The sequence below is a fragment of the Bacillus seohaeanensis genome (genome assembly GCF_042684945.1).
Classification (GTDB): Bacteria; Bacillota; Bacilli; order Bacillales; family Bacillaceae_B; genus Rossellomorea; species Rossellomorea seohaeanensis.
In genome coordinates this window covers 1-1,714 of sequence record NZ_JBHUMF010000038.1, presented here as the reverse complement: position 1 = coordinate 1,714, position 1,714 = coordinate 1, and the positions used below count along the sequence as shown (strand labels likewise).

The window sequence follows — 1,714 nt, the reverse complement described above, 5'->3', positions numbered from 1 at the left end:
TTTAATTGAAAAAATTGGTTCAAGAATGTTGGTGAAACTTCAATTAGAAAAATAAAAATCCTTAACTTTGATTACTTTTAATCAGAGTTAAGGATTAAAATAACTAATAAACGATTATTGACCAACTGTTACATTTAGAGGAATGTCCCATTGCTCTATTAATTTACTACTAGGAACTGTAATAGATCCGGCTTTAACAGATAGACCAATATCAAATGGTGTAAGAGCGTGGACATATTTAGCAAGTAATCTAGTAGTCTCTCCATTATATCTTTTTGGTACTCTTATATGTTGAGATATTCCACCATATTGTTGATCAAAAGGTCCAAGAACAATGTCTGTTTTTAGACCATAAATTTCATCTTTAACTTTTAATTGTGATGTAGCAACTTTCATTTGGCCGTTTAGTACTGCAATATTATATTTATCTACAGTTCCGGTTATACCTGTAAAATGATTATCCCATGCTAATGCTGCTTCATCTGTCCAGATTAATGCTGGTTCATCACTCCAGGTCCAATCTAGAAATGTAATATATTCGTGCTCAGTAGAATTACCTGAAATTGTTTTTGTTACATAAAAGCTTATAGATAATTTACCAATTTCTTTATTATCACCTACAGTAGTAGGGGCGGACATTAAGCTCATTTCTGATTTTGGAATACTTATAATTGGAATTTGATTTTCTTTACTAAATGTAGCGATATCTTGTTGTTTGATTTTGTTTATTTCTTCTTTATTTTCTTCAGTAATTTCATATTTAACTCCATCTAGACTAGTATAATAATGCTTAATCTCCTGTTCTACTGTTTTAGCTTTTTTCCCTCCGTGTCTGACTATTTGATTCTTAACTCTTTTAGACATATTACCAATTTCTTCACTGGAAAAATTCATTTTTTTAAGTATGTTATCAAGTTTTTTTGTAGATAAATCTTCAGGGTTTTTCACAGGATCTATCATATTTGTTTCTTCTATTTTTGTTTGTTTGGCTGCGTTAGCAATATTGTAAACTGGAGATATTGCTAATAACATTACTAAAGTTATGATTACTTTTGATAAGTTTTTCATGTTGAACATCCTCCATAAAAATGATTTTCTAAATAAGATAGTTATGTACATGTACTGTAGTAATATATTTTTGAAAACGTACTTTTAAATGATATAATTCGAACATCATATCGATAGGGAGTGCTAAAGTTGAAACTTTTTTGGATTGTTCTATCTAGTTTTTTACTAGCTATAGTTATTATTTTTGTTATACCATTTTCAACTCTACTTATAACGGCAAAGGATTTAAATGGTATTTTTCAGTTTTCTATGTACATACTAATAGTTTATATTCTTAAAGAAGTTAGAGATTTAAAAAATAAAAAATAAACAAAGATATATCCCCCTTTCTAAAAAGTAAATAAAAGTAAATAAAAGTAATACGTTTGAAATAATAACACATATACCTATAAAAAAATTCAAAAAAATCCAATTACTTATAATAGATTACAAAAAAGGTATATATTTGAATTAAAGGGTGAACAATTACATATGTTGTGTGGTCTTAGTTAAACTAAACGTTAGTTTAACAATATCTGAAAGTATCGCATGAATACCATATACAAAACTAGTTAACATAAGCCCAATGATAGGAAGTACGCCAAAACGCCAATCCCATACGTACCAAGGGATTGGCGCTTGTTTGTTTTTTATCGTTTATACATCC

Annotated in this window: 1 protein-coding gene; it reads right to left on the bottom strand. The window is 28.3% G+C overall.

Features of this window, described 5'->3' with window-relative positions; all coding sequences use genetic code 11:
• Nucleotides 1-114: 114 nt before the first annotated feature.
• Nucleotides 115-1,068 (bottom strand): hypothetical protein, encoded by a 954-nt coding sequence (locus tag ACFSUL_RS21295; protein ID WP_377938371.1) that lies wholly within the window; start codon nucleotides 1,066-1,068, stop codon nucleotides 115-117.
• Between the last annotated feature and the right edge of the window lie 646 nt (nucleotides 1,069-1,714).

Excerpts from the sequence above, each read along its gene's own strand:
- ACFSUL_RS21295 (WP_377938371.1), bottom strand. The coding sequence starts at position 1,068 with ATGAAAAACTTATCAAAAGTAATCATAACTTTAGTAATGTTATTAGCA.